The 20,223-nt window shown below is 37.4% G+C and carries 17 protein-coding genes; 8 read left to right on the top strand and 9 right to left on the bottom strand.

Annotation, left to right across the window (positions count from 1 at the left end; all coding sequences use genetic code 11):
- Positions 1-9: 9 nt before the first annotated feature.
- Together lipB and lipA are read left to right on the top strand one after the other, a co-directional pair.
- The gene (lipB, locus tag OW492_RS05500; protein WP_290038935.1) at positions 10-663 is read left to right on the top strand and encodes a lipoyl(octanoyl) transferase LipB; all 654 of its coding nucleotides are present in this window, start codon (positions 10-12) and stop codon (positions 661-663) included.
- Entirely contained in the window at positions 653-1,621 is a 969-nt protein-coding gene (gene lipA, locus OW492_RS05495) for a lipoyl synthase (protein ID WP_290038934.1), read from the top strand. Before lipB ends, lipA begins: the two co-directional genes overlap by 11 nt.
- Before the next feature lie 64 nt (positions 1,622-1,685).
- On the opposite strand, the gene OW492_RS05490 is transcribed toward lipA, so the two are convergent.
- From OW492_RS05490 to OW492_RS05475, 4 genes are all read right to left on the bottom strand, one after another.
- The gene (locus OW492_RS05490; protein ID WP_290038933.1) at positions 1,686-3,518 is read right to left on the bottom strand and encodes a monovalent cation:proton antiporter-2 (CPA2) family protein; all 1,833 of its coding nucleotides are present in this window, start codon (positions 3,516-3,518) and stop codon (positions 1,686-1,688) included.
- A 182-nt stretch (positions 3,519-3,700) separates the two neighbouring features.
- On the bottom strand, positions 3,701-4,993 hold the full coding sequence (locus tag OW492_RS05485; RefSeq protein WP_290038932.1) for a TRAP transporter large permease subunit: 1,293 nt from the start codon (positions 4,991-4,993) through the stop codon (positions 3,701-3,703).
- A gap of 11 nt (positions 4,994-5,004) precedes the next feature.
- Positions 5,005-5,508 carry a TRAP transporter small permease subunit gene (locus OW492_RS05480; RefSeq protein ID WP_290038931.1) on the bottom strand — a complete coding sequence of 168 codons (504 nt, stop codon included), beginning with the start codon at positions 5,506-5,508 and terminating at the stop codon, positions 5,005-5,007.
- An 86-nt stretch (positions 5,509-5,594) separates the two neighbouring features.
- A complete protein-coding gene (locus OW492_RS05475; protein ID WP_290038930.1) occupies positions 5,595-6,665 on the bottom strand; it encodes a TRAP transporter substrate-binding protein in 1,071 nt (356 codons plus the stop codon).
- A gap of 383 nt (positions 6,666-7,048) precedes the next feature.
- Here OW492_RS05475 and OW492_RS05470 point away from each other — a divergent pair, with 383 nt between their 5' ends.
- On the top strand, positions 7,049-7,990 hold the full coding sequence (locus OW492_RS05470; RefSeq protein ID WP_290038929.1) for a pyridoxal-phosphate dependent enzyme: 942 nt from the start codon (positions 7,049-7,051) through the stop codon (positions 7,988-7,990).
- Positions 7,991-8,029: 39 nt separating this feature from the next.
- Here the strand turns inward: OW492_RS05470 and OW492_RS05465 are convergent, their stop codons facing one another.
- Positions 8,030-9,955, bottom strand: coding sequence for an EAL domain-containing protein (locus OW492_RS05465; RefSeq protein WP_290038928.1), 1,926 nt, complete (start codon positions 9,953-9,955; stop codon positions 8,030-8,032).
- A gap of 150 nt (positions 9,956-10,105) precedes the next feature.
- Between OW492_RS05465 and rsmC the strand changes: the two genes are divergently transcribed.
- From rsmC to glgA, 4 genes are all read left to right on the top strand, one after another.
- The gene (gene rsmC, locus OW492_RS05460) at positions 10,106-11,155 is read left to right on the top strand and encodes a 16S rRNA (guanine(1207)-N(2))-methyltransferase RsmC (protein ID WP_290038927.1); all 1,050 of its coding nucleotides are present in this window, start codon (positions 10,106-10,108) and stop codon (positions 11,153-11,155) included.
- Positions 11,156-11,436: 281 nt separating this feature from the next.
- The gene (glgC, locus tag OW492_RS05455) at positions 11,437-12,663 is read left to right on the top strand and encodes a glucose-1-phosphate adenylyltransferase (protein WP_290038926.1); all 1,227 of its coding nucleotides are present in this window, start codon (positions 11,437-11,439) and stop codon (positions 12,661-12,663) included.
- Positions 12,664-12,718: 55 nt separating this feature from the next.
- Positions 12,719-13,948, top strand: a complete 1,230-nt coding sequence (glgC, locus tag OW492_RS05450) for a glucose-1-phosphate adenylyltransferase (RefSeq protein WP_290038925.1) — start codon at positions 12,719-12,721, stop codon at positions 13,946-13,948.
- 41 nt (positions 13,949-13,989) lie between these two features.
- Positions 13,990-15,465 carry a glycogen synthase GlgA gene (glgA, locus tag OW492_RS05445; RefSeq protein WP_290038924.1) on the top strand — a complete coding sequence of 492 codons (1,476 nt, stop codon included), beginning with the start codon at positions 13,990-13,992 and terminating at the stop codon, positions 15,463-15,465.
- Between the two features lie 66 nt (positions 15,466-15,531).
- On the opposite strand, the gene cysG is transcribed toward glgA, so the two are convergent.
- The 4 genes from cysG to OW492_RS05425 form a co-directional block, all read right to left on the bottom strand.
- Complete coding sequence (cysG, locus tag OW492_RS05440) at positions 15,532-16,950, bottom strand: siroheme synthase CysG (RefSeq protein ID WP_290038923.1); 1,419 nt, start codon at positions 16,948-16,950, stop codon at positions 15,532-15,534.
- 219 nt (positions 16,951-17,169) lie between these two features.
- Positions 17,170-17,574 (bottom strand): CBS domain-containing protein, encoded by a 405-nt coding sequence (locus tag OW492_RS05435; protein ID WP_290038922.1) that lies wholly within the window; start codon positions 17,572-17,574, stop codon positions 17,170-17,172.
- 105 nt (positions 17,575-17,679) lie between these two features.
- Positions 17,680-18,618 (bottom strand): malate dehydrogenase, encoded by a 939-nt coding sequence (mdh, locus tag OW492_RS05430; protein WP_290038921.1) that lies wholly within the window; start codon positions 18,616-18,618, stop codon positions 17,680-17,682.
- A 164-nt stretch (positions 18,619-18,782) separates the two neighbouring features.
- Positions 18,783-19,547, bottom strand: a complete 765-nt coding sequence (locus OW492_RS05425; RefSeq protein WP_290038920.1) for a transporter substrate-binding domain-containing protein — start codon at positions 19,545-19,547, stop codon at positions 18,783-18,785.
- A gap of 194 nt (positions 19,548-19,741) precedes the next feature.
- Between OW492_RS05425 and argR the strand changes: the two genes are divergently transcribed.
- Positions 19,742-20,194 carry a transcriptional regulator ArgR gene (gene argR / locus OW492_RS05420; RefSeq protein ID WP_290038919.1) on the top strand — a complete coding sequence of 151 codons (453 nt, stop codon included), beginning with the start codon at positions 19,742-19,744 and terminating at the stop codon, positions 20,192-20,194.
- The last annotated feature ends 29 nt before the right edge of the window (positions 20,195-20,223 follow it).

Raw genomic sequence — 20,223 nt, 5'->3', positions numbered from 1 at the left:
GCCGATAACATGACTGCAATTCAAGACAAATTGATCATTCGCTACTTAGGGGTTACACCTTACCAAGAAACTTGGCAAGCAATGAGTGATTTCACTGAGCAACGCGATCAAGATACGATCGATGAAATTTGGTTAGTAGAGCATACTCCGGTATTTACCCAAGGACTTGCCGGTAAAGCAGAGCACTTATTAAGAACCTCTGATATTCCTGTTGTTAAAAGTGACCGTGGTGGACAAATAACCCATCATGCACCCGGACAATTAATAGCCTATTTACTGATTAACATTCGTCGTAAAGACTTCAACGTACGGAGCTTAGTAAGTATAATAGAACAGGCTATTATCGATTTGCTAGCAGACTATAATGTTACTGCTATTGCAAAGCCAGATGCACCAGGCGTTTATGTTGATGGTAAAAAAATTGCTTCATTAGGATTAAAGATCCGCAAAGGTTGCTCATTTCACGGTTTAGCCTTAAATGTAGATATGGATCTCAAGCCTTTTTTACAAATTAACCCATGTGGTTATGCAGGATTAGAGATGACTCAATGTTGTGACTTAGGTATTAATGCCTCTGTTGCGGAGTTATCGCCGTTATTGATTGAGAAGTTGAATCAAAATTTACACTACACACAGATAGAGAGTTTTATTAATGAACACTAAGCCAAGTCAATTAACTGCGGGCAACAAACTGCGCGATGCAGATAAAATGTCTCACATCCCTATTAAAGTTATTCCTTCAGATAAACACACGGTACTTAAAAAGCCATCGTGGATGAAGATAAAATTAGCAGCGGATAATACACGTGTTAGTGAAATTAAAGCGGCCTTACGTAAAAATAAATTACATTCTGTTTGTGAAGAAGCTTCATGCCCTAACTTAAACGAATGTTTTAACCACGGTACGGCAACCTTTATGATTCTAGGTGATATCTGTACTCGTCGTTGTCCATTCTGTGATGTTGGCCATGGTAAGCCTTTAGCTGTCGATAAAGATGAACCAAAGAAATTAGCAGAAACCATCAAAGACATGAAGTTAAAATATGTGGTAATTACTTCGGTTGACCGTGATGATTTGCGTGATGGTGGCGCACAACATTTTGCAGATTGTATCCGAGAAATTCGCTTATTAAATCCAAGTATTAAGATTGAAATCTTAGTACCTGACTTTAAAGGTCGTATGGATAAAGCATTAGCGTGTTTTGAAAAAGATGTACCAGATGTATTTAACCATAACTTAGAAACAGCACCGCATTTATACAAGCAGGTTCGTCCAGGCGCTGACTATAAATGGTCATTACAACTGCTGAAAAAATTTAAAGAACAACACCCTACGGTACCGACTAAATCTGGTGTTATGATGGGGTTAGGTGAAAGTAACGAACAAATAGAAACAGTCATTCGAGATCTTGCAGATCATGGCGTAACAATGCTGACACTTGGCCAATATTTACAACCTAGCTTACAACATCTTGCGGTAGAGCGTTACGTTCCACCAGCAGAGTTTGATGCTCTAGGTGAAATGGCTAAGTCGGTTGGTTTTGAACATGCAGCTTGTGGTCCATTAGTGCGTTCTTCATACCATGCTGATTTACAAGCTTCAGGTAAAGAAGTTAAATAAACTTACTTTATGACTCGCCAAAAAAGCCAGCTTTCAAGCTGGCTTTTTTGTGGATATTTTATATTTATTCTTGGTCGCTTTTCTCTTGCTGTTCAGCTTGTTGTTGGTTTTGTAACTTATCGTTATCTAAGACTTGTTTTAAATCAGCTAAGTGTTGACGTACTGCCGCGCCGTAATGTTTATCGTCGCCCCAAACATCAGCTAACTCCTCTAAGGCACTTTCATCGTACTTTTTAAATAGATCACCCGCTTTTTCTGCAAATGAAGGTGATTCACCCAATAACTTCAGTGCATCTACACCTAAATTCACTGCAGAATCGAAACTTTCTCGTCTGAAGGTATGTACGCCTTTTTGAAGAATACGATAAGCATGTGTCCTATCAATAGCACGCACCACTATTTTTAAGTTAGGAAAGTACTTTTGCGCTATGTCGATTATCTGTAAAGACTTTTCAGCTTCATCCACTGCAATCACTAATAACTTCGCTTCATCAGCACCCGCAGACTTTAATAAGTCACCGCGAGCAGCATCACCGTAAAACACTTTAATACCAAAACGACGTACTAAATCAATCTGTGCAGGGCTGTGATCTAAAATAGAAAGGTGATAGCCCTGTGCGGTTAATAAACGCCCTACCACTTGTCCAAAACGTCCATAACCCACGATAATCACATGGTCAGTAGACTCTAAATGTTCAGGGTCATCATAGGCAGCTGTGTACTTATCTTTTAATAACAGGTGTTCATATATCATTAATAATACTGGCGCAAATAACATAGAAATGGCCACTACTAAGGTAGTAATTTTAGACTCTTCAGCAGTCAGTATATTCAAGGTACCGGTTAATGAAATCAATACAAAGGCAAATTCTCCACCCTGCGCTAAGGCTAATGAAAATAGTATTTTCTGCTTAGACTTAAGTTTAAAGAGTAGCGCAATCCCATATAAGACCAGGCCCTTGAGAACAATTAAGCCAATAACTAATCCCATGATTAATAGGAACTGCTCGGATAACAGTTGAAAATCAATGGATGCACCAACTGCAATAAAGAATAAGCCCAGTAACAAACCTTTGAAAGGTTCGATATCGGTTTCTAACTCATGCCTGAATTCACTTTCCGCTAAGACAACACCAGCTAAGAAAGTGCCTAATGCCGGTGATAGACCTATCTTTTGCATGATCAATGCAATAGAAACAACCAAAAACAGCGTAAAGACAGTAAAGATCTCCCTTAGGCGTGTATCAGCAATATAACGGAACAAAGGCGTTGAAACGTATTTACCAATAAAGTAGATACCACTGATCACTAACAATGAAATACCTACCTGCCCCCATGCAGGAAAGTCTTCGATCAAACTACCATGACTTTCAATATCAGAGCCTGAATCACTAAAAGCCAATAATGGCAACAATGCTAAAATAGGGATCACTGCAATGTCTTGAAAGAGTAAAATAGAGAAGGTATTTTGCCCTGCTGGTTGCTTGATCCAACCTTTTTCAGTTAGCGTTTGTAATACGATTGCCGTTGATGATAGAGCTAACATTAAACCTAAGGCTAATGTAGTTTGCCAATGCATATCAAATAATAAGTAACAAGCCCCCCAAATTAATAAGGTGCTTAACCCAACTTGTAAACCACCTTGTAGCACTATTGAATGACGCAATTTCCATAAACGACTAGGTTGTAACTCTAAGCCAATTAAAAATAACATCATAACCACGCCAAACTCTGCAAAATGCAGCACCTCAGATTGGTCTCCCACTAAGCCAAGTGCAAATGGTCCGATTAAAATGCCGGCTAACAAATAGCCTAAAACAGAGCCTAACCCAAGGCGCTTAGCAATAGGAACAGCAGCAAGTGCTGCAGCAAGGTAAATGACAACAATTTCTAGCATTAGGGTCCTTAAGTGATAATAAAATAAATAGAATGAAGCATAATGGTTATTAGTTTAATGGATAAGCCCTAACAAATATCCCTTATTTTCAATTTAGCTGCAATCTTAAATTTTCTGCTAAATACACAAAAGCCTCTATCTAAGAGGCTTTAAAGTAATATGCATAAACTAATAATGATTAATTATTCAAAACCATAAAACCCTGGAAATATAACGATTGAAGCTAAGACTAATAACTGTAAACCGATAAAAGGAACAACCCCTTTATAGATATCCATGGTTTTCACCTGTGGCGGGGCAACACCTTTTAGGTAAAATAGACTGAAACCAAAGGGAGGTGTTAAAAAGGAAGTTTGTAAATTCATCGCAATTAATATTGCAAACCAAGTTAAATCAATCCCCATCATTTCTGCAATTGGATACAACATAGGGACCACAATAAATGATATCTCAACAAAGTCGATAAAGAATCCTAATACCAAAATAACCAGCATTGAAATGATTAAAAAGCCCCATTTCTCACCTGGTAAACTGAACATGATCTCTTCAATGATCTCTTCGCCACCAGTGTAGGAAAACACCATCGAGAACGCAGTCGCTCCAATAAAGATAGCAAATACCATAGAAGTTACTTTAAGAGTTTCAATTGAAGACTCCCAAATAACTTTCCAAGAGCATTGCCTATATAGCATAGCTAATAGAATTGCTCCCCCCCCACCAATAGCAGAAGACTCGGTCGGTGTTGCAACTCCATAGAAAATAGATCCTAACACAGCAAAAATAAGCGTTAATGGTGGTGCAATTGCCTTAAAAGCTATCCAATAAGGCGTTAATCCACCTGTTCCAGACAACGCTGACTCAGGTAAAGCAGGTGCAGATTCAGGTTTAAAATAAGCGTAAATTAAAACGTATAAAATAAATGCAGCAACTAAGATTGCTCCAGGGAATATTGCAGCTCTAAATAGATCTCCTACAGGTACCCCCATTACATCCCCAAGTATAATAAGAATAATTGAAGGAGGAATAATTTGACCTAATGTCCCAGAAGCACAAATAACACCAGTGGCTAGTTTTTTGTCATAGTTATACTTCAACATAACAGGTAAAGAAATAACTCCCATTGCCACAACAGAGGCCCCAACAACACCCGTTGATGCCGCTAACAAGCAGCCCACCAAGATGGTTGAAACAGCAACACCACCTCGCACACGCCCAAACAATTGCCCCATTGCTTCTAACAACTGCTCTGCTAATTTAGTTTTTTGTAAAATATTCCCCATGAAGATAAACATAGGGACAGCCATCATGATTGAGTTTTCCATGATACTCATAATGCGATAAGGCATGAAAGCGAATAACTCTACTCCTTCCGCAAAAATGCCAAAGATCAGGGCAACACCTGCAAACACAAAAGCCACAGGAAAACCCGTTAATAGCAGCAATAAAGCGACTCCAAACATAATAATGCCAATCATAAAAATTCCCTTTAAATGTTGTGGTTAGTTATGTTGCGTAAACTTTTTATAAGTACGCCAAAGGCACTTAATGCTAACGCGAATGCAGAAAAAGGAATCATTGATTTAATGATCCAACGATGAGATAAACCACCCGGATCACCACTGGTTTCTTGTAGATTGTAGGACTCTAAAGCGAAACTGTAGCCGTACCATATGATCAGAACACAAAAAGGAAGTAAGAAGAATAAACAACCTAAACAGTTAATCCATGCCTTTCCTTTCACACTTAATCTTTCATAAATAATATCAACACGTACATGCCCCTCTTCTTTTAAGGTATAAGCAATGCCTAATAAAAACATTGAAGCAAATAAGTGCCATTCTAATTCTTGTAAACCAATTGAACTGGATTTAAAAAAGTAACGTGCCACCACATCGTAAAAAACATTAACCAATAATAAAATCATTAATGTGGCTGCAATTTTTCCAACGATGTCAGAAAAGCGATCAAATACATTTTGCAGACTTTCCATCTAATAATATTCCTTATAGATAAAGAGTGGATAAGCAACAATTAAAAGCGACACAATCCATAGTGTCGCTTTTAATAATCAAGCAGTTATTCTTTAGTACTTTGAATGTAACCAAACTCTGAAATATCAGTCCATACTCGTACTAATTTCAAGTAATCTTGTTGAGATTTAATGATTTTAGCGGCCATTTCATCACTTGCCGCTTTTTCAGCAAGAATTTCATCGTTGGCTTTTTTCATTGCAGCTAATACTTCAGGTGGGAAAGTTTTCACTTTAATATCAGGGAACTCTGAAGTCATTTCTGCCCAGTTTTCAGCACTTGATGCGTAGGATTGAACATACATATCATAAGAGGCTTTGTGCATAGCCACTTTTAAGATAGCTTGTAGATCAGCTGGTAATGAGTCTAATTTCTTTTTATTAATGATAAACATTAATTCTGTAGCTGGCTCATGCCATCCCATGTAGTAGAAAGGAGCTATTTTATGGAAGCCCATACGCAGATCTAACGAAGGACCCACCCATTCTAATGCGTCAATCGTGTTACGCTCTAACGCTGTGTATAACTCACCTGGCGGTATATTTACCGGTGTTGCACCTAATTTTGCTAAGACTTCACCAGCAAAACCAGGAATACGCATTTTCAGGTTTTTCAAATCATCGAGATTATTGATCTCTTTACGGAACCAACCACCCATTTGCACGCCTGTATTACCACCAGGGAAGGCAACTAAATTATGATCGGCATAAACTTCATCCATCAGTTCCTGACCACCTCCATATTGGAACCAGGCGTATTGCTCCATAGCCGTCATCCCAAAAGGCATAGTTGTAAAATACAGGGTATTAGGTACTTTACCTTTATAATAATAACTTGCTGAATGCCCCATATCATATTGGCCACTTTTTACCATATCAAAGACACCAAAGGCAGACTTATGCTTATTTGCTGAATCGACACGGATTTTTAAACGGCCATTTGACATCTCTTCTGCCATCTTCACCATATTTTTAACTGAATCACCAAAAACGGGAAAATTAGGCCCCCATGATTCAGCGAGCTTCAAACGATAAACTTTATCTGCTGCAAACACATTCACACTTGTGACCATCACAACTGCGGCTACTAAGGTTTTTTTATATAAAGACTTCAGCATGTTAAACTCCATGTAAAATTAGGTTAAACGTCTTGTTTTAAAACAATAAAGTGAAACTAAGAAAAGACTCTTTTTCACTTGCTCATATCACGTAAAGTGTTATGAGCTTGTTAACAGACTGCCACTATCACAAAAGATATGAATCTGTTTAATCGTCAATTTGATGCATATATCACAGGGGGCTTGTTTTTTTTAAGAAAAAGCAGTGCTCGCGCAATAAAAGAGCAATTTAAAAAAGTACATTCTCCGATCCAAGTGCGCTTATTTATACTCTGTCTCTTACATAGTAAAAAATGTAGGTTTAGCAATCACTTAACAGTGAGTAATAAAAAATAAAACATTTAACATTCGTTGCATTACAATTTTAAAGGGCATAGAAATCAATGAGTATTACCGACAGCATTTTATATCAGCAGATTAACTCAAGCCCTTTACAAGCCATTACCCATCCTTTGTTAACAGAAAAAGCAATCCAATTGTCAATTAAACGAGATGACTTATTACATCCAGAAATAGCGGGAAATAAATGGCGAAAGTTAAAATACAATTTGCTACAAGCTGAAGCACAACAAAAAACACACCTACTCAGTTTTGGTGGTGCGTTTTCTAACCATATCCATGCATTAGCTGCTGCCTGCCACCACTTCAAGTTTCAAGCAACAGGTATTATCAGAGGTGAAGCTCACTATGCAGCGAATCCTACCTTATCTCAGGCTCAACAATGGGGAATGACATTACAATTTGTTAATCGACAAACTTATCGTTTAAAAGAACAGACTGAATACTTATTAAAATTACAACTGCAATACCCAGAGGCTTACCTGATTCCAGAAGGAGGCAGTAATGCTTTTGCTGTTCCAGGTGTCGAAGAGATCATAATTGAATTGGCCGACCAACATCCTACTGCTATTGACCATATATTTACGGCAACAGGCAGCGGAGGGACGTTGGCAGGATTAATCAGTGGAGCAGCCAAATATAGCCCTACAACACAAGTACATGGTATTGCCGTATTAAAAAACGCACTGTATCTACAACATAATGTAAAACAATGGGCTAAATCAGAACATGAAGTTAGTTGGCACTTACATACTGAAAATCATGAGGGAGGATACGGTAAAATCTCCAAACCGTTAGCTGATTTTTGCCACCAATTTAGTAATGAGACTCAAATACCCATAGAGCCTATATACACAGGAAAAATGTTTTACGCGTTGTGGCAATTAATTGAACAAGACTATTTTGCAAGAGAAACAAATATAGTCGCCTTACACACAGGAGGGTTGCAAGGCTTAGCAGGGTTAAAGTTGCTTAAAAAATTTTAAATTTATAACAATGGATTTAGTTTATTAGCACGACAACATTTAACTAATGTCTATGGCACGCATCCGCTTAGGAGAAGTAAATAACCCGCCTTGGCCTGCATAGACACCTAAGCGAAGTAAGCACTTCCATTCTTGCTGGCTTTCAATACCGACTGCAATCACTTTTGCATCACTATTTAAACAACTGGCCAGCAGACTTTGAACCGCCACTTGATTGGTGCTTCTGAGATGAATATCTCTCACTAAACTACTATGAAGTTTTAAATAATCGATATTAAAATCCAAAATATACTGGGTATTAATAACGTATTTACCCACATTATCAATTGCTATCTGACAACCTATTTTTTGCAAGGGAACAACTGCAGTTCGTAAAGGATAATAATATTTATCAACCAAATGCTCTGAAATTTCAATCACTAAATTATTACGCAACTTTTTAGATTTTTGCATAAGCTCGAATAAAAACCACTTATAGTTTTCTTTATTCATTAATAAATGCGAGCAAACATTGACTGAAATCGCTTTAGAGGATTCCCCTCTTTGTACCAATAACGCTAAGACCTTCTCTAACATTTGTCTATCTATCTGCGCTTGTAGCCCACACTTTTCAGCCATCGGCATAAATGTGCCAGCAGAAATAACTTCTTGCTCATCACCCAGGATACGCGGCCATAATTCAGTATAAACGATCCCGACAGCATCACGCTCCATAACGTGCTGCTGATATAACAATAGTGATTTTTTCTCCAGCACGTCTGTTAATAAAGTACGCCAACGCACCGTTCCTTTAGCAATAACAGTATGCTTGAGGTTCTCTTCCGATATATGCCAACCACTTACCTTCTGATGTTCTGCAACTAACACTGCACGATTAACATCATCAATAATGAGATCCGTTTTACTACCATAAGGAAAGTTAACCACTCCAACATGGAAGAAGTTTTCAATCATCTCTGGATCAGGTAATTGTAATTGAAATAAAGAACGGGTGAGTTGTTTGGCCACGACTTTGGTCTCATCGTAGTCCATCTGCGGCAACAAGATAACAAACTCAGACTTATTTGCTCTACCATAAAAACTGTCATCAAAACGGCGACAAAAATGATTTAATAAATCGACCATTTGCGAGATTATTTTTTCACTTTCTGCACTACCAAAACGATATTTCAGGGTACTTAATTCAGTTAAACTAACTAAAATCAAACTGCTTGACGCAAAGCTTTCATCCATTACAACGGTATCGAGTCGATTATCAAATGCTAGGCGATTACCTATCCCCGTTGCTTCATCTAAAAAAGCTTTTCCACGAATATGAATATCAAATACGCTGCGCTCTTTACGGCTATTTTCTAATCTTTCTGATAACACATCTAAAGCTTTGCTGGCTGCTTTAGGCCATTCACCTTTTTGAGCGAAGCGAGCCGTTGGATTATTTTGCAACAAGTAACGTGCTCGTCGCTCTAATAACTCAGCCCCATAGAAAGAACGCTTAATCCAACGTAATGCAAAATATAATAAACTCAAAGACAACAATATCGCAGTCCCAACACCAATCAACGGCCAAAAGGTAAACTGTAGCTCTGAAAAAGGCTGACGAGTGTGTAAAATTAAATGTACGTTGGGATACCTCTCTAACGTATAAGAGTAACTAAGTAATAACCGCATTGGGTAATATTCACGGCTTTCAAAGTAATTTTGATAGACAGTGATATCATCACGTTTAACCTCTAAACGTACAATTCCAGATGCATCAAGCAGATCCGGCAACCAGTGATCAAACTGAGTCTCAGTGGTTTGCTTATCTAACTGCTTTTCAATCACCTCGATAATACTATCGATTCTTTGCTGATGATATTTTAATGAAAGTGAGCGTAAACTAACCAAGCCTCCGACTAAGACCAAGCTAATACACGTCAATACAATCGCACTAGTAATAAACGTAAATTTATTAGTGAATTTCATAACATCCCTGTGACAAACTATTTTAAAGGTAAAGGTGAGTAATAGTTAAAATAACAATATAATACCGAGCCAAGTATCCACTTCCATTGGTATAATGGCATTTTCATCATCATTTAGGCTTCTAATAATAAGCTGTAATAGGAAATTTTCATGGCACTTCACTCGACCTTTTCAAATCCAAGCCAAGTTTTACAGCGTAACGAATCTTTATTCACTGATAAATCAATATTAGTTGCAGGTAATATTGATGACCACTACCCTATCCACTTACAAACAATAGCATCATCAAGCACTTTTTGTTTTAATGATTACCGTTATTATGAGCAATTAAAAGATCAATTAACCAATTCAGATGTCCACTTTACTGCCGATTACCAAGGTAATGAAGAGCAACAGAAATTTGACTTACTATTAATCTACATTCCTAAAGCCAAAACAGAAATTGAATACTTACTGGCTAACTTAACACCTCATTTAAAAGAGGATGCAGGTATTGTGCTGGTTGGTGAAAAAAAATGTGGTATTAAAAGCGTTGCCAGCCTACTAAAACCCTACTCAGAATATAGTAACCCTATTGATTCTGCACGACATTGTAGCATTATTTATGCAGAACTAAGCAAGCCTGTTGCCGTATTTAATCAGCAGCAATGGATCAAAGACTATCAACTTAAGGTTAATGATGTAAGCCTAACAATTCGTTCTTTACCAGGCGTATTTAGTTTTGGAGAACTAGATAAAGGGAGTGAATTATTATTAAATAATTTACCAGATGAATTACACGGAAAAGGATTAGACTTTGGCTGTGGAGCTGGCGTGCTATCTTGTTACCTACTCAAAAAACATCCTCAATTAGCATTAGATTTAATTGATGTAAACGTTTATGCTTTAGCTAGCGCTAAATTGACATTAGCCGAGAATAACTTAAAAGCTAATGTATTTGCATCAGATGTTTTTTCAAAAGTGACAACAGAATACGATTTACTGCTTTCCAATCCTCCTTTTCATTCAGGTCAAAAGACTAACTATGACGCGGCAGAAGGTTTTATCAATGAATCCGCTAAGTTTTTAAAGAAAAAAGGCAGGCTAACGATAGTCGCGAATAAATTCCTACGCTATGAGCCACTTTTAATACAGGCTTACAATACATTTAGTGAAGATGCTCAAAATAATAAATTTAAAGTATTGAGTTGCCTCAAATAATTATCATGTAACTCTGTTACCTTAGTGTTTTGTTGTTAGTATCAAAAGTTAAATAGATTAATAAACAGGCGCTATGTAATTCCAATATCGATTGTATTAAAGGTGTGCTCTTAATGATTAGAAGACAAATGATTTAACTGCAGTATCAGTTGATGTAGACAGAATTTTCCTTAATAACTCTAAGTTCAAAAACGACCAGCTGATCCATCATTAAATAGAGCGCATTATTAGTAGGCTTGATAGAGACATAGTTTTTTAAAATTTAGATATGTGGAGGTTCTATGGCTGATATTTTGGCTATGATACTTGCTGGGGGTGAAGGCTCTCGGCTTTTTCCATTAACTCAGAATCGAAGTAAACCCGCCGTTCCTTTTGGCGGAAATTATAGATTAGTTGATTTTGCATTAAATAACTTCGTTAATGCTGACTTAATGAAAATCTATGTACTGACCCAATTTAAATCTCAGTCTCTTAATATTCACCTCCGCCGCGCATGGCGATTATCAGGTATATCAGATCGTTTTATCGAAGCAATCCCTGCGCAACAACGAGTCAATAAAAACTGGTATTCAGGTACCGCGGATGCCATTTATCAAAACTATCGTTTTATTGAAAAGAGTAAGGCTCATCACGTATGTATCTTCGGTAGTGATCATATTTATAAAATGGATGTACAGCAGATGGTTGATTACCACCAAAAAACGGGTGGAGAGTTAACAGTAGCAGCGATACGAGTACAAAAGAGTCAAGCCCATCATTTTGGTATTATTGAGATAGATGATGCTGGGCATATGATAGGTTTTGAAGAAAAGCCATCTAATGAAAAAGCCAAAACTATTCCTGGAGATCCCGACCATGTTTTAGCTTCTATGGGTAATTATATTTTTAAAACGGATGTGCTGCTCAGTGAATTAGAAAAAGACGCCTTCGATGAAAACTCTAGCCATGACTTTGGTAAAGATATTATCCCTAAATTATTCCCACAGGGTAAAGTCTTTGTTTATAACTTTAACGATAATCAAATTCCAGGCGAGCCAGAAAACGCTTATTGGCGAGATGTAGGTACAATTGATTCATACTGGGAAGCGCATATGGATCTATTAAATGATGATCAGCCAATCTCTTTATATAATAAAAACTGGCCATTACATACCTATCACCCACCATTACCTCCAGCCACTTTCCGAGACCAAGATGAATCGGAAAGCAGTGTATTTAAATCTCATATTGGGGCTGGCTCTTATATTAATGGGGCTGAAATAGAAAACTCTATTCTTGGTTTTAGAAGTCATTTATGCAGAGACGTAAAAATCAAAGGGTGTGTATTTTTAGGCAATGCCAAAATAGGTAAAGGCGCTCGCCTAACCAACGTTATCTTAGATAAAAATGTCGAAGTCGCCCCCTATACGGTAATTGGTGAAAATTTAGAAGAAGATCGTAAACAGTTCACTGTTTCTGAAAAAGGTATTGTAGTAATCGGCAAAGGCAGTCGCATAGGCTTTGCGTAAGCGTTAATCAGCATAATATATATTGCTATTTTTATTACTTATATGAGGTTTACTCATGGCAAAAGTTCTCTCTATGATTTTAGCTGGCGGAGAAGGTTCTCGTCTTTACCCACTTACTCAATCACGCACTAAACCTTCAGTGCCTTTTGGCGGTAGTTATCGACTTATTGATTGTGTATTAAATAATTTTGTTAATTCCGATCTATTACGTATTTACGTACTCACTCAATTTAAATCACAATCACTCAATGACCATTTACGTAAAGCATGGGAGTTAAATAGCTTCACTGACACTTTTATTGATGCGATCCCAGCACAAATGAATAAAGGCAAACATTGGTACACAGGTACTGCAGATGCTATCTATCAAAATATTCAATTTATTGAGGCGGATGAAGCAGAGATTGTCTGTATTTTCGGTAGTGATCATATTTATAAAATGGATATCCGCCAAAAAATAGAGTTCCATAAACAGAAAAAAGCAACCCTTACCGTGTCTGCAATCCGCTTGCCCAAAGAACAAGCCTATCATTTTGGCGTTATAGAGGTGGATGTTAACGGGAGAATGGTTGGATTTGCAGAAAAACCAGCAGTAGAAGATGCTAAAACAATCCCAGGTGATCCTGATCATGTACTCGCTTCAATGGGTAATTACATTTTTAACTCAGTTGCATTACAAAAAGAGTTAATTCGTGATGCAGAAAATGAACACTCCAGCCATGACTTTGGTAAAGATATTATTCCGCATCTCTTAAAAACAGAGGATGTTTTTGTTTATGACTTCACCACCAATAAAATACCCAATGAAAATGGAGAGTCTTATTGGCGCGATGTAGGGACAATTGAATCGTACTGGGAAGCCAATATGGATCTTATTAAAGCGACACCACTCATCTCTTTTTATAATAGAGCGTGGCCAATGCATACCTATTATCCAGCATTACCCGCAGCTAACTTTCAAAATCATGATGGTAATACTTGCTCTATACGCAAATCTTTAATTTCTGATGGAGCGCTGATCATCGGTGCAACCGTTGAAAAATCAGTATTAGGATTTAACTGCTTTCTTGACGAGGGGACAAATGTTTATCAATCCGTATTACTAGGTGATACAAAAATCGGTAAAAACTGTCAAATAATCAAAACGATTATTGATAAAGATGTAGAAATCGCAGATGGTGTTAAGATTGGTGTAGACCTAGACAATGATAGAAAGCGCTTTACTGTCTCCGATGAAGGAATAGTTGTGATCCCTAAAGGCGCTAGAATTGGCTTTAATAGTTAACCCATAAGCAGCATATTGATGCGAAAATAAAGGCGTTTAAAATGGATTCTAAAAAACTAAAAATCCTATTCATTTCATCTGAAGTGGAAGGATTCTCAAAAACTGGTGGCCTTGCAGATGTAGCTAAAGCATTACCATTAGAGCTTCGTAATATGGGCCATGAAGTTGTTATTATTACCCCATTTTATCGTACTCTCGAGCATCGCGAAACTGCACACCAGGTACATCAACTCCATTTAAAAACAGATAACGCAAGGCCCGATATTCCCTTTTCGGTACAGGCGCTCTCTTTAGATGGTATAAAAGTATTAGCCATTGATAATGCGCATTACTTTGACCGAGCTGGTTTATACGGTGAAGAAAATAATGCCTATGCTGATAATGGAGAACGTTTTGCTTTTTTTGGTCTCGCAGCCTTATTAACAGCAATCGCAGAAGATTTTTCTCCAGACATCGTCCATTGTAATGATTGGCACACCGGACTGGTGCCTTATTTATTAAAAGCACGATTCCATAATAATAACCACTTTATTGACACTAAGACCGTACTTACGAGCCATAACTCTGCTTACCAGGGTATTTTCGAAAAGTCTCAATTGAATTTAATTCCTGAAGTAAGTTCTTGCATGGACGAACGTGTTTTAGAAGGTTATAGCTATATAAACTTTTTAAAGGTCGGTGTTATTTATGCAGACAAAATCAATACCGTTAGCCCTAACTACGCCAGTGAGCTATTAACAACACTAGGTTCACATGGCATGTCAGATCACTTTATCGAACGTATTCACGATTTTGAAGGTATTTTGAATGGCTGTGATTACAACGATTGGAGCCCTGAGACAGATAAACTAATCCCTTACCATTTTGATAGCAACGATTTATCGGGCAAAGAAAAATGTAAGGAAGCATTACAGAAAGAAGTCGGATTATCGGTCAATGATACACCTATTTTTGGCATGGTATGTCGTTTAACCGATCAAAAGGGGTTTGGTTTAATCATTCCTATTTTAGAAAGCTTCCTAAGACATAATGTACAACTAGTAATTGTTGGCTCTGGAGACCCAGCTATAACAGGACATTTGACCGCATTAGCTGCACATTACTCGGATAACTTTAAGTTTATTAACGGTTATAGTAATGAGTTATCACACCTTATTGAGGCTGGCTCTGACTTCTTCTTAATGCCATCGATCTTTGAACCTTGTGGTTTAAATCAGCTATACAGCTTAGCTTACGGCACGTTACCTATAGTACGTGCAGTAGGTGGTTTAAAAGATACGGTTATCGATTATGATCAAGATCCTGATAACGCTAATGGTTTTATGTTTTATGAACCGAACGCTAATGAACTACTCAATATTTTAAGACGCGCTTTATTACTTTATATTGAACACCCAGAAGAGATGCTACGTGTAAAAACACAAGCAATGCGTTCGCACTTTTATTGGTCTGACTCGGCTAAGCATTATGAACGTTTATATCATAGTGCTCTGCATATTAGACCGCAGTGGTCATAATCAATAAGACTAAATAATAGATATAAAAAAACCTGATTTAATCAGGTTTTTTTATATCGGTTTAACTTAAGATAAATTAACTAAGAATGGGTCTCGAGATAACTTCTTATTATTATCAGCTTGGAACCAATTAAGCTTAGTTGATAGATTAACGACTTCACCTATAATCATAATCGTTGGACCTTCTAAACCACCACCTAAAGTAGATAATTCAGATAATGCACCAGTAATGACTTGTTGTTCATTGGTCGTCCCTTTATTGATTAAAGCCACAGGCGTATTAGCATCACGGCCATTAATTAACAAATTTGTTTGAATCTCTTGTGCTCGTAATAAGCCCATATACACAACCAAGGTTTGATGTGGTGTCGCTAAAGACTTCCAGTCCAATGCTTTACCATCTTGCTTTCTATGCCCTGTCACGAAAGTGACCGATTGTGCATAATCTCGATGAGTTAATGGAATACCGGCATAGGTGCTACACCCTGAAGCGGATGTGATCCCTGGGACAACTTGAAAAGCAACGCCAGCTTCAACTAATTCTTCTAGCTCTTCTCCACCGCGCCCGAAAATGAAAGAATCACCACCTTTAAGGCGCACCACCTTCTTACCTTGCTGTGCAAACTCAACTAACATTTGATTAGTACGAGATTGCTCAACTTCATGTTTACCAGCGGCCTTACCTACAGAGATCAGGTCAGCATCACGACGAACTAAATCTAAGATCTCTTTTGATACTAATCGATCATATAAAACGATATCTGCCTGTTGCATTAGTTGTAATGCTTTAAGCGTCAGTAAAGATGGGTCACCCGGACCAGCACCGACCAATGCAACATCACCCTGAGCCACTTCATCAGTCAAATTGTCTTCCATAAATTGCTGTGCTTTGTCAATTTGTCCTTTTTGTAGCAAGCTTGCTAAATCGCCATTACCGAATAATTTTTCCCAATAACGACGACGTAAAGACTCTTTAGTAATAACTTGTTTAACACGGTGTCTAAATTCACCGGAGATCTGTGCTAATCGTCCTAAGTGCATCGGCAATAAGCTTTCTAAACGCTCACGTATCAAACGAGCTAACACAGGAGCTTTACCACCACTAGAAATAGCAACAACAATAGGAGAACGATCAACAATTGAAGGCATAATGAAGCTACATAATTTAGGCTCATCAACAACGTTAACTAGGATTTGTTTTTGCTCTGCAAGTTGTGCAACATGCTCATTAATATGAAGCTGATTGGTAGCCGCAACTACTAACCATTTACCATCCATAAGATCATCTGAGAAAGGTGCTTGAATCACTGATAGTTGCTTATTTCTGGCTTTCTCTAATAACGAATCACAAATATCAGGGGCACAGACAGTAATGGTGGCATTCGCTTTTAATAAAAGGTGCACTTTACGCGCAGCAATATCTCCACCACCTACCACTAGGCAATGACGGTTCTGTAATTTGGTAAAAATCGGAAGATAATCCATATATATCTCAGGTTAACAAGTCGAGGTCGACACTATAAAGAATAACGGGTGTAATATAAAATACTTAAAATATATTATTTATGAAGATTACATATATAAATAAACCATCCTAGTTTATTTAACTAATTGCTTTATAAGCAGTAAATATACACCCAATGAATATTAAACTACATTACTCCTAATATGAGGAAGTAGATCAATCGTTACACAAAAGAGTAATTAACGGATCAAGGCCCTTACCCCATCATGAATAGTAAATATGCCCAAAATTTCATCTTGGTCAAGAACAGGTAAACAACTAATATCGTGCGTTAACATTAAGGTTAATGCATCTTTAACTGATGTATCTGGTGCGACTGTGACTGGAGAGCGAGTCATCACTTGATGTGCAGGACGCTGAGCTGTATTAAGGTCACGCATTAGCTCTGCCTCTGTATCTAAAAAAGGACTTAAGACTCTTAATACATCCCTATCACTTATTACACCTTGTAACTTCCCCTCTTCCACTACTAATAAATGATGAAAGCCAGCCTGTGAAAGAATGTTTTGAAGAACAGGAATACGGTCATCCATGGTAACGGTGACAACTCTTGATGTCATTGCTTCTACAACTTTCATACCCACTCCCTTTTAAACCGTACTTAACTTTCCGCAGAGCCTTTCATTTAGATATAAAAAAAGGCCAGTACAACTGGCCTTATTATAAACGCTTAATAGCAAAAAAATAGATTAGTTATTAACGAAGTCAACACCTAGTTTAATATCAGCATGTAATACTGATAGCATCTCTTGTTTCTTCGCTTCTTCGAATGCACTTAACTCACCACAAGGTAGAACACGATCAATACCGTTTTTACCTAATAATAAAGGTTGAGCAAAGAATGGAGAATCTGGGTTTCCACCATCTACATAAGCATTCTGAATAATACCTTGCTTACCTGATAACGCTTTAACAAGATTGACACCAAATACGGCAGCTGCACGCGCCATAGATAATGTAGCAGAACCACCGCCCGCTTTTGCATTAACGACTTCAGTACCAGCATTTTGGATACGGTCAGTTAAATCAATAACTTCTTGGTCTGTAAATTCAACATTTTGAACTTGAGATAATAAAGGAAGAATAGTAGTACCGCTGTGGCCACCGATAACGTTCACAAATACGTCTTCAGATGGGATGCCTTTAAGCTCACCAACAAACTCTTCTGCACGAATAACATCTAGCGTAGAAATACCAAAAAGTTTGTTTTTATTGTAAACACCTTTTGCTTTTAACACTTCAGCAGCGATAGCCACAGTCGTATTTACAGGGTTTGTAATAACACCGATACATGCAGTAGGCGCAACATCAGCAACTTTGCCGATTAATGTTTTAATGATGCCAGCATTGATATTAAATAAGTCTGAACGGTCCATACCTGGCTTACGTGCAACACCCGCAGAAATTAACACTACGTCAGCACCTTCTAAAACAGCCGTTGGATCATCGCCACCAACACCGTCAACAGTAACGCTTGAAGGGATGTGACTTAAATCTTTTGCAACACCCGGAGTAACTGGAGCAACGTCGTATAGTGATAACGTAGAGCCTGCTGGTAAATCTAATTTAAGTAATAAAGCGAGGGCTTGACCGATACCACCTGCAGCACCAAGAACAGCAACTTTCATATTTTTCTCCAATGAAATAAAAATGTTTAAGTATTTAAGAGTAATCATATCTATTCTAAAGTGAATAAATACGCATGTGTGAAATATGTTAAATAATTGTGACTAATGTTAAAGATTAGCTTATTTGTAAATGAATGGGTACTACTAAATTCCTTTGTTCAACACTAGTTTTGAGGAAAATATTGATCATAAATTTGTTTATAAGTACCATTTTCAACAATTAACTTCAAACCTTCATTTAAACGTAAACGTAAATCATCATTGCCTTTTTTTACTGCAATGCCATAACCTTTCGAAAACTGCTCAACAAACACAGATTCTGTTCTACTGATCACCAAAGGTTGCTCTTGCTCAACTTGTTTACTCAAGAAGTCATTCACAACTTCAAAATCTGCAAAGACAACATCGATTTTGTGACGCTGTAAATCCTGCAAAGCCGCTTTAGATGAGAAATAAGGGACAATGTAACTATTTTCGGGGGCAAACTTAATCAGATAATTTTGGTTCGAGGTGTTTGCTTGCACGCCAATCAATTTACCACTCAGAGAAAAAGCAGTTTGTAATTGCTCTTTACTAACAAAAACCGGCGGTACTTTATAATAACTGTCACTGAAATCGACTTTATCCAATCGCTCACTAGTAATATCTAATGCAGCAATCACCGCATCATATCGCCCAAAGGGAAGGGTTAACAATAAGCCATCAAAACGGTGATGTTCAAAACTACAACTCATATTCATTTCAGCACAAATAGCATAGGCAATATCGATATCAAAACCGGCTATTTTTTTATCTGGAGTTAAAAATTCAAAGGGGTAGTAGTTGGCATCTGTAGCAAATCTAACTTGTATTTTTTCTAACGCTTGGGCACAAAGAGAGGTTGACAATAAGATACTAATAAACACAAATTTACGCGTTAAAAAAGTCATAATATATCGTCCTGATAAGATTTAATTGAAGCAAATGTTAGCAGAACTCCAGTTAAGAAAGTAGCTATCCTGCAATAAATGCATTTATTTTATAAAAAACGAATAAATATGCAAAAAAAGTGATATTTAATCTATTAACTAGGTACTAATTTAGATTAAAATAAACCCTTTATTATAAATAGATGGGAACAGCAATGCGCAAAGCTTCTGAATTGATGGACTTTTTTAAATGTTTGCTTAAAAAAGAGCATTTAAGCTCACAAAGTGAGATTGTGGACGCTTTAATCGAAGCTGGTTTCACCCACATTAATCAATCCAAAGTATCTCGAATGCTGAGTAAAACCGGCGCTGTACGAACGCGTAATGCAACCGGTGACATGGTGTATTGTTTACCTGTTGAGCTTGGCATTCCAACGACGACCAGCCCGCTAAAAAACTTAGTTGTAGATATCGACCATAATGATAGCTTAATCGTCATTAGAACCAGTCCTGGTGCTGCTCAATTAATTGCTCGCTTACTTGATTCAATGGGTAAAGCAGAAGGGATTTTAGGCACTATCGCCGGAGACGATACCATTTATATTGCCCCTAGCAACACAGCGAAAATTGAAGAAACGCTAGTGGTTGTACATAAATTATTTGATTAACTAATAACGTAACCCAACGAATAAGTTAA

Source organism: Psychromonas sp. 14N.309.X.WAT.B.A12 (assembly GCF_030397575.1).
In the GTDB taxonomy this organism is placed as follows: domain Bacteria; phylum Pseudomonadota; class Gammaproteobacteria; order Enterobacterales; family Psychromonadaceae; genus Psychromonas.
The sequence above is the reverse complement of the archived record's forward strand: the minus strand, read 5'-3'. Positions and strand labels throughout refer to the sequence as shown.